We start from the raw sequence: 7598 nt of genomic DNA, 5'->3' as shown, positions 1-7598 counted from the left end.
CAAGGAAAATCAGTAGGTTAAAGATACATTAGGGAAGAAATATTTTTTTTAATATATTTTTGTAACAAATGTTTGACATCTATACAAAAAAATGAAAAAATTTTTAAAAAAAGTGTTGACAAATTTAAAAAAATGTAATATTATATATCTATAGTTAGCAACCTAACCTAGAGAGTGCTAACAACAAAAAGGAAGGTGCCAAGATGAATGATAGGGAGCAATTGATTTTAAAGGCTATTATCAAGCACTATCTGGAATTTGGTGAGAGTGTGGGATCACGGACACTTGAGAAAAAGTACAATATTGGAGTGTCTTCGGCCACTATTCGAAATACAATGGCAGATTTGGAAGATAAGGGCCTAATTGTAAAAACACATACATCTTCTGGACGTATTCCGACAAGTGAAGGATATAAGCTGTATGTCGATGAGCTTTTGAAAATTAGAGATATTTCTCAGGAAGAAAAGGCGAAGGTCATGCAGGCGTACAATAAGAGGATGAATCAAATTGATACAATATTTGAGGAAACATCTAGATTATTGTCAAAAATTAGTCAATATGCCGGGGTTGTATTAGAGCCGGCGTTTACGCAGGAAGGTGTAAAAAAGGTAAAACTGGTACATATTAATGAAACGACTGTACTTGCCGTAGTTGTAATGAATTCTTCCCTTACAAAAAATCTAAATATCTTTCTGGAAAATCCTGTAACTGAAAATGAAGTGGAAACAATAAATAATTTTTTAAATGAAAAAATTGCAAATAGTGAGTATTTTACATTATCTGACTTAAAGGATTTTTTCACAAATACAAATTTATTTATGCAAAGCGATTTTCAGGATAATATAATTTCTGAAGAAGGAAAATTATTTTTTGAAGGTGGAACGAATCTCATTGAAAACAACGCATCTGATGTAATGAACCTTATAAACCGTGTAAAATTGTTTAATAATCCGAATGATTTACGGAACGTGTTTGCACAGTTTTTACAGATGGAGGAATTTAAGGATAGAGAAGTTAATGTAATTTTCGGAGAAGATTTGAATATTGCAGGACTTGAAGATTTCTCATTTGTATTTTCGGTTTATACGCTTAATAATGCGAAGGGTATTATCGGTGTGATTGGACCAAAACGAATGGAATATTCAAAAACGGTTGGACTCGTTGAATATGTAGCAGAAGAAGTAAATCAGTTATTAAATCAAAAAAATAAATAATAAGAAGGAGAGTGGGTTTTTTAAATGGCGGAAAAAGATTTGGAAAAGGAAAATTTGGAAGGTGAAGCTGTACAGAATGAAGCGGTTGAAGAGCAAAATAAAAATGTAGAAAATCAAGAAGCTGAAAAAAGTGCAGAAGAAACTTCTGATAATTGTGATGATAAAGTAAAGAAATTAGAAGCTGAACTTGAAGAATGGAAAAATTCATATACAAGAAAGTTAGCTGAATTTCAAAACTTCACAAAAAGAAAAGAAAACGAAGTTGCTGAAATGAGAAAATACGCTTCTGAAGGGATTATCGTAAAATTGCTTGACAATATAGATAATCTGGAAAGAGCGGTTGACGCCTCGAAGGAAAGTCAAAACTTTGATTCATTAATTGAAGGAGTTAATATGATTTTGAATAATTTAAAAAATCTATTGACAGAAGAAGGCGTAGAAGAAATTGAAGCAGCTGGAAAAGAGTACGATCCTTACGAACATAAAGCAATGATTACTGAAAACAAAGAGGAACTGGATGACAACGTGGTTGTGCAAGTTTTCCAAAAAGGGTACAAAATGAAAGGAAAAGTTGTAAGACCTGCGATGGTTACGGTTAATAAGAAACAATAAAAATTGAAAAAAATAAACAAATAAATTAAATTTTATAAAAAATTGATAATAAAGGAGAATGATAGATATGAGTAAAATAATAGGAATAGATTTAGGGACAACAAACAGCTGCGTGGCAGTTATGGAAGGTGGAAACTTTGCTATAATACCAAATAGTGATGGAGGAAGAACTACACCTTCAGTAGTAAACATTAAAGATAATGGAGAAATTATTGTAGGAGAAATTGCAAAAAGACAGGCTATTACAAATCCTGATTCAACTGTAATTTCGATTAAAACTCACATGGGAAGCGACTATAAAGTTGATATTAACGGAAAAAGCTATACACCGCAAGAAATTTCAGCAATGATTCTTAAAAAATTGAAAAAAGATGCTGAAGCTTACTTAGGTGAAGAAGTAACAGAAGCTGTAATTACAGTGCCTGCATACTTTACAGATGCACAAAGACAAGCTACAAAAGATGCTGGGGAAATAGCAGGACTTAAAGTTCAAAGAATTATAAATGAGCCAACAGCGGCTGCATTATCTTATGGATTAGATAAGAAAAAAGAAGAAAAAGTATTAGTATTTGACTTAGGTGGAGGTACATTTGACGTATCTGTGCTTGAAATCGGAGATGGAGTTGTGGAAGTTATTTCAACTTCTGGAAATAACCACTTAGGTGGAGATAATTTTGACCAAAAAATTATTGACTGGTTAGCTGATGAATTTAAAAAAGAAACTGGAATTGACTTGAGAAATGATAAAATGGCAATTCAAAGATTGAAAGATGCGGCAGAAGATGCTAAGAAAAAATTGTCAACTACACTAGAAACACAAATTTCATTACCATTTATTACAATGGACGCAACAGGACCAAAACATTTGGAGAAAAAATTGACTCGTGCGGCATTTGATGAATTGACAAAAGACTTGGTTGAAGCAACTAAAGGACCAGTAAAACAAGCGTTGGAAGATGCTGATTTAAGTCCTAGCGATATTGATGAAGTATTATTAGTTGGAGGTTCTACAAGAATTCCAGCGGTTCAAGAATGGGTAAAATCTTTCTTAGGAAAAGAACCTAACAAATCAATCAACCCTGATGAAGTAGTTGCGGCAGGAGCGGCAATTCAAGGTGGAGTATTAATGGGAGACGTTAAAGATGTATTATTATTAGACGTAACACCATTATCATTAGGAATTGAAACAATGGGAGGAGTATTTACTAAAATTATCGAAAGAAATACTACAGTTCCTGTTAAAAAATCACAAGTATTCTCAACAGCGGCAGATAATCAGCCAGCAGTATCAATAGTTGTATTACAAGGGGAAAGAGCAAGAGCGGCTGACAACCATAAATTAGGAGAATTTAACTTAAACGATATTCCACCTGCACCAAGAGGAGTACCTCAAATCGAAGTAACATTCGATATTGATGCAAACGGAATTGTACACGTTTCTGCAAAAGACTTAGGAACTGGAAAAGAAAACACAGTAACAATTTCTGGAAGTTCTAACTTATCTAAAGACGACATCGAAAAAATGAAAAAAGATGCTGAAGCACACGAAGCTGAAGATAAGAAATTCCAAGAATTAGTAGAAGCAAGAAACCAAGCTGACCAATTAGTAATCGCAACAGAAAAAACTATAAAAGAAAACGAAGATAAACTTCAAGGAACTGAAAAAGAAGACATCGAAAAAGCAATCGAAGAATTGAAAAAAGTAAAAGATGGCGACGATGTAGAAGCAATCAGAAAATCAATTGAAGAATTATCAAAAGTTTCTCAAGGTTTCGCAACAAGAATGTACCAAGAAGCAGCTCAAGCACAACAAGCAGCACAAGGTGGAGAAACAGCTGGAGAAAATAATAACTCTGGTGCTGATGATGTAGAAGATGCGGAAGTTGTGGATTAATTAAGAAATAGAAATTTAAAGTGAAAAATAGGATTGAGAAGGGGAATTAGTTCTCCTTCTTTTGTAAAAAATAATTGATTTTTTTATAAAAAAAGTATATACTATGTATATACTTAATAGAAAGAGAGATTATTATGGCAGAGGTTTTAAAAATACAAAAATGGGGAAACAGTCAAGGAATAAGACTTCCTAAAAAAATATTGGAAATACTTGATTTAAAGGTAAATGACACTATTTTGATAGAAGAGGGAGATGATTGCCTTAAATTAAAAAAAATAAAAAAAGAAAAAAGAAAGACAATAAAGGAATTATTTGCAAATTATAATGAGGATTATGAAAAACAGGAAATAGATTGGGGAGAACCAGTAGGTAAAGAGGTATGGTAAAACAAGGGGATATAATAAAGATAAATTTTAATCCGCAGGTAGGACATGAACAAGCTGGATATCGTCCTGCGGTTATAGTAAGCAATGATACTTTCAATAAGGTAACAAATTTAGTCTTAGTTTGTCCAATTACAAATTCAATAGATAAGTTTCCGCTTCATATAAAATTAGATAATAGGACTGCTACTACGGGTATAATTTTATGTGAACACCTTAAATCTTTGGATATTACTACAAGAAGTTATAAAATTATTGAAAAATTACCAGAGGACATTTTAGAAAAAGTCGTAGACATTATTTTTTCTGAAGTAGAAATTGAATAAAAAATAAATTTGAAATTGGGATAATAAGGTTAAAAAATAAATTTGGTACAATAATAAAATCAAAATAAATAAAAATCTTTAAAAAAGGATGTGCTAAAGATGGAAAATACAATAAACACTCTAAAATATGGAAATGTTGAAATTGCAGTTGCGGATAGAGGGGCGGAATTACGAAGTTATAAAGTAAACGGAGAAGAGTTTATGTGGGATAGAAAGCCTGAGTTTTGGGCTGCTAGTTCGCCTGTACTGTTTCCATTTGTTGGGACTATAAAAAATGGGGCTTATAGTTACAACGGAAAAGAGTATAAAATTTCTACACGGCATGGGTTTGCTCGGACTGAGGATTTTGAACTGGTTGAGAAAACTGAAAATTCTTTGAAGTTTAGATTTTCTTCTAGTAAGGAAACTTTAGAGAAATATCCGTTTGAGTTTGAACTGTTTATAACTTATACAATTGTCGGAAATACTCTAGAAATTGGGTATAATGTTGTGAATAAGAATAATTCTGATATGTATTTTTCACTTGGAACACATCCTGCATTTGCACTTGATGTAAATGATGATATAAAATTGAGCGATTATTATTTGGAATTTGAAAAAAACGAGACTTCTCAGAAATATAAACTTACTGATAATGGGTTAGTTTTTGATGAAAAAGCTGATTGCTTGAATAATGAAAATAAATTGCAGATTACTGAAACTATATTTGATAATGATGCGATAGTATTTGATGATTTGAAATCAGAGAAAGTTACGATAAAAAATAGTAAAAATTCTAAGGAACTTAGTGTTGATTATAAAGGATTTCCTTATATTGCATTTTGGAGCAAGCCAAAAGCTCCTTATGTGTGTATAGAGCCTTGGTACGGAATTTCGGATTTTGAGAATGCAAGCGGGAAACTGGAAGAAAAAACAGGGATTTTAAAATTGGAAAAAGATAGTGAATTTTTTGCAAAATTGATCATTGAAGGTAAAAAATAAACAAAAATTTAAATTTTATATTGGTTTTATTGGCAAATTAGGTTATAATATATTCAATTAGCTGTGAAACCAATTATTAGATGATTATAATTTTTTGGATACCAGTTATAAAACTAAAAAATTATAAGTTCCTGACAATTTAGAAGATATTTTATGGAATTGTATAATAGAAGGAAGTGAAAATGCTAGAGATACTAAAAAATAATTTGAAGAAATTTTCGATTTTTGTAGGTTCGGTATCGTTTGGAATGTTATTTTATAATTATAATTTTAATTTTTCAAACTTATACATATTTATATATTTTCTAATTGTATTAGGAGTTTGTTTTTTTGTTAATAAATCACTAAAGGCTGGATTTGAAAATGCAATTGTAGAAACTTTGCTACTGATTCTAATTTACGTATTACCATTGAATATTAGTTTTAAGTCATTTTTATACGGTGTTTTTATATTTATTTCAATTAGCTCGATTTTTAATAAAATAAGAGAAGTTGGAAAAGGAAAAGAACCTGTGACAGGGGCTTTATATTTGTTAATTACATTAATGATAGTGCTTATACTTTATAGATCTCCAGGACTTCTAATATATTTTAGAGGTATGGAAAATATAAATAATGAGATGCTTATGTTATTTGGGCTGGTAAGTCTACTTGGAAGTATTTAAGTTTAAAAAAAATTGATATTATTATAACGAAAGATTAAATAAAATTTGCAGAAGTGGAAAGGATGAAAGATAGAAAATGGCAAAAAGAGATTATTATGAAGTGCTTGGCGTACCTAAAAACGCTTCGGAACAGGATATAAAAAAAGCGTATAGGAGTATGGCAAAAAAATATCATCCTGACAGAAATAAGGATAATCCTGAAGCTGAAGCCAAATTTAAGGAAGTACAGGAAGCAAATGAAATATTAAGTGACCCACAAAAAAGGGCAGCTTATGATCAGTATGGACATGCTGCATTTGAAAATGGGGGAACTGGAGCAGGTGGCTTTGGTGGACAAGGCTTTGGAGGCTTTGGCGGAGGTGCCGGTGGATTTGATTTTGAGGATTTAGGAGATATTTTTGGAAGTTTTTTTGGTGGAAGAAGTCGAAGTCAAGGACCAAGAGTTCATCAAGGGGATGATTTGAGATACAACTTAACATTAACTCTTGAAGAAGTTGCTTTTGGTACAGAAAAAGAATTAAAATATAAAAGAGATGGACAATGTAAAACTTGTCATGGAAGTGGAGCTGAGCCAGGACACAATATGAAAACATGTGATAAATGTAATGGTTCAGGACACGTAAGAGTACAACAGAGAACATTGTTTGGAATGACAAGCGGAATACAGGAATGTGATAAATGTCATGGAACAGGGAAAATTCCTGAAAAAGAATGCCATACTTGTCATGGAACAGGATTGGAAAGAGAAACACATACAAGAAAAGTAAGATTTCCAGCAGGAGTAGAAACAGGACAAAGATTAGTTGTAAGAGAAGGTGGAAATGCTGGAGCAAATGGTGGAATCTTCGGAGACTTATATGTATATATAACTGTTGCAAAACATGATATTTTTGAAAGAATAAGTGAGTATGATATTCGTTGTGAAGTGCCTTTAAAAATGACAACAGCTATTTTAGGTGGAGAAGTGGAAGTGCCTACACTTAACGGCAAGAAAAAAATAGTAATTCCTGAAGGAACTCAAAATGGAAAAACATTCAGATTGAGAAATGAAGGAATTAAATATGGCCGAAGTGAAAATAGAGGAGATGAAATTGTAGAAATAAAAGTGGAAACACCAACAAATCTTACTGACAAACAAAAAGAAATCTTACGTGAATTTGACGGCTCACTTGACAATAAGAAAAATTACAAAAAAGCACATTCATTTAAAGATAAAATAAAAAGATTTTTTAGTAAATTTGAAAATTAAAAGTTTAAAAAAAAGAGTAAATATAAAAATATTCTAGTCGTAGCTGATTAGAATATTTTTTTTGTCTAATACTAATATCCTTTTAAAAATAGGAGTAAATTTTTTTAATGAGATTGTTCAATAACTAATTCATAATTATTCAACTTTTTACCTTTTTTATTTTATACTCGAACCCATTTAAAATTGAACTGATAGAAATTATATAATTTAGGGTTTGAGTAAAATAGTCATAATTTTTGAGTTCTGTTTTAAACTAGTTTTACTATATACTAGG

At 31.2% G+C, this 7598-nt stretch carries 8 protein-coding genes; all 8 read left to right on the top strand.

The annotated features are described in order from the left end of the window. Window positions 1-203: 203 nt before the first annotated feature. The 8 genes from hrcA to dnaJ all read left to right on the top strand — a co-directional run bounded on the left by hrcA (window position 204) and on the right by dnaJ (window position 7324). Window positions 204-1214 (top strand): heat-inducible transcriptional repressor HrcA, encoded by a 1011-nt coding sequence (gene hrcA / locus ACEG17_RS07605; RefSeq protein ID WP_372583227.1) that lies wholly within the window; start codon window positions 204-206, stop codon window positions 1212-1214. A gap of 24 nt (window positions 1215-1238) precedes the next feature. Further along, window positions 1239-1826 (top strand): nucleotide exchange factor GrpE, encoded by a 588-nt coding sequence (grpE, locus tag ACEG17_RS07600; protein ID WP_147004906.1) that lies wholly within the window; start codon window positions 1239-1241, stop codon window positions 1824-1826. 67 nt (window positions 1827-1893) lie between these two features. Continuing rightward, entirely contained in the window at window positions 1894-3720 is a 1827-nt protein-coding gene (gene dnaK / locus ACEG17_RS07595; protein ID WP_372583226.1) for a molecular chaperone DnaK, read from the top strand. A 134-nt stretch (window positions 3721-3854) separates the two neighbouring features. After that, window positions 3855-4106, top strand: coding sequence for an AbrB/MazE/SpoVT family DNA-binding domain-containing protein (locus ACEG17_RS07590; RefSeq protein ID WP_021769887.1), 252 nt, complete (start codon window positions 3855-3857; stop codon window positions 4104-4106). Continuing rightward, entirely contained in the window at window positions 4100-4429 is a 330-nt protein-coding gene (locus ACEG17_RS07585; RefSeq protein ID WP_372583225.1) for a type II toxin-antitoxin system PemK/MazF family toxin, read from the top strand. The genes ACEG17_RS07590 and ACEG17_RS07585 overlap by 7 nt, the downstream gene beginning before the upstream one ends. 99 nt (window positions 4430-4528) lie before the next feature. Continuing rightward, window positions 4529-5410 carry an aldose 1-epimerase family protein gene (locus ACEG17_RS07580; protein ID WP_372583224.1) on the top strand — a complete coding sequence of 294 codons (882 nt, stop codon included), beginning with the start codon at window positions 4529-4531 and terminating at the stop codon, window positions 5408-5410. Between the two features lie 182 nt (window positions 5411-5592). Next, complete coding sequence (locus ACEG17_RS07575) at window positions 5593-6075, top strand: phosphatidate cytidylyltransferase (RefSeq protein WP_372583223.1); 483 nt, start codon at window positions 5593-5595, stop codon at window positions 6073-6075. A gap of 76 nt (window positions 6076-6151) precedes the next feature. Continuing rightward, window positions 6152-7324 carry a molecular chaperone DnaJ gene (gene dnaJ / locus ACEG17_RS07570; protein WP_372583222.1) on the top strand — a complete coding sequence of 391 codons (1173 nt, stop codon included), beginning with the start codon at window positions 6152-6154 and terminating at the stop codon, window positions 7322-7324. Window positions 7325-7598: the final 274 nt, after the last annotated feature.

Origin of the sequence: Leptotrichia hongkongensis, from assembly GCF_041538065.1 — a bacterium.
Classification (GTDB): domain Bacteria; phylum Fusobacteriota; class Fusobacteriia; order Fusobacteriales; family Leptotrichiaceae; genus Leptotrichia; species Leptotrichia hongkongensis.
Note: the sequence above shows the minus strand (reverse complement) of the source record. Positions and strands in the feature narration are given on the sequence as shown.

Excerpts from the sequence above, each read along its gene's own strand:
- dnaK (WP_372583226.1), top strand. The coding sequence starts at position 1,894 with ATGAGTAAAATAATAGGAATAGATTTAGGGACAACAAACAGCTGCGTG.
- hrcA (WP_372583227.1), top strand. The coding sequence starts at position 204 with ATGAATGATAGGGAGCAATTGATTTTAAAGGCTATTATCAAGCACTAT.
- ACEG17_RS07590 (WP_021769887.1), top strand. The coding sequence starts at position 3,855 with ATGGCAGAGGTTTTAAAAATACAAAAATGGGGAAACAGTCAAGGAATA.
- ACEG17_RS07585 (WP_372583225.1), top strand. The coding sequence starts at position 4,100 with ATGGTAAAACAAGGGGATATAATAAAGATAAATTTTAATCCGCAGGTA.
- grpE (WP_147004906.1), top strand. The coding sequence starts at position 1,239 with ATGGCGGAAAAAGATTTGGAAAAGGAAAATTTGGAAGGTGAAGCTGTA.
- ACEG17_RS07580 (WP_372583224.1), top strand. The coding sequence starts at position 4,529 with ATGGAAAATACAATAAACACTCTAAAATATGGAAATGTTGAAATTGCA.
- ACEG17_RS07575 (WP_372583223.1), top strand. The coding sequence starts at position 5,593 with ATGCTAGAGATACTAAAAAATAATTTGAAGAAATTTTCGATTTTTGTA.
- dnaJ (WP_372583222.1), top strand. The coding sequence starts at position 6,152 with ATGGCAAAAAGAGATTATTATGAAGTGCTTGGCGTACCTAAAAACGCT.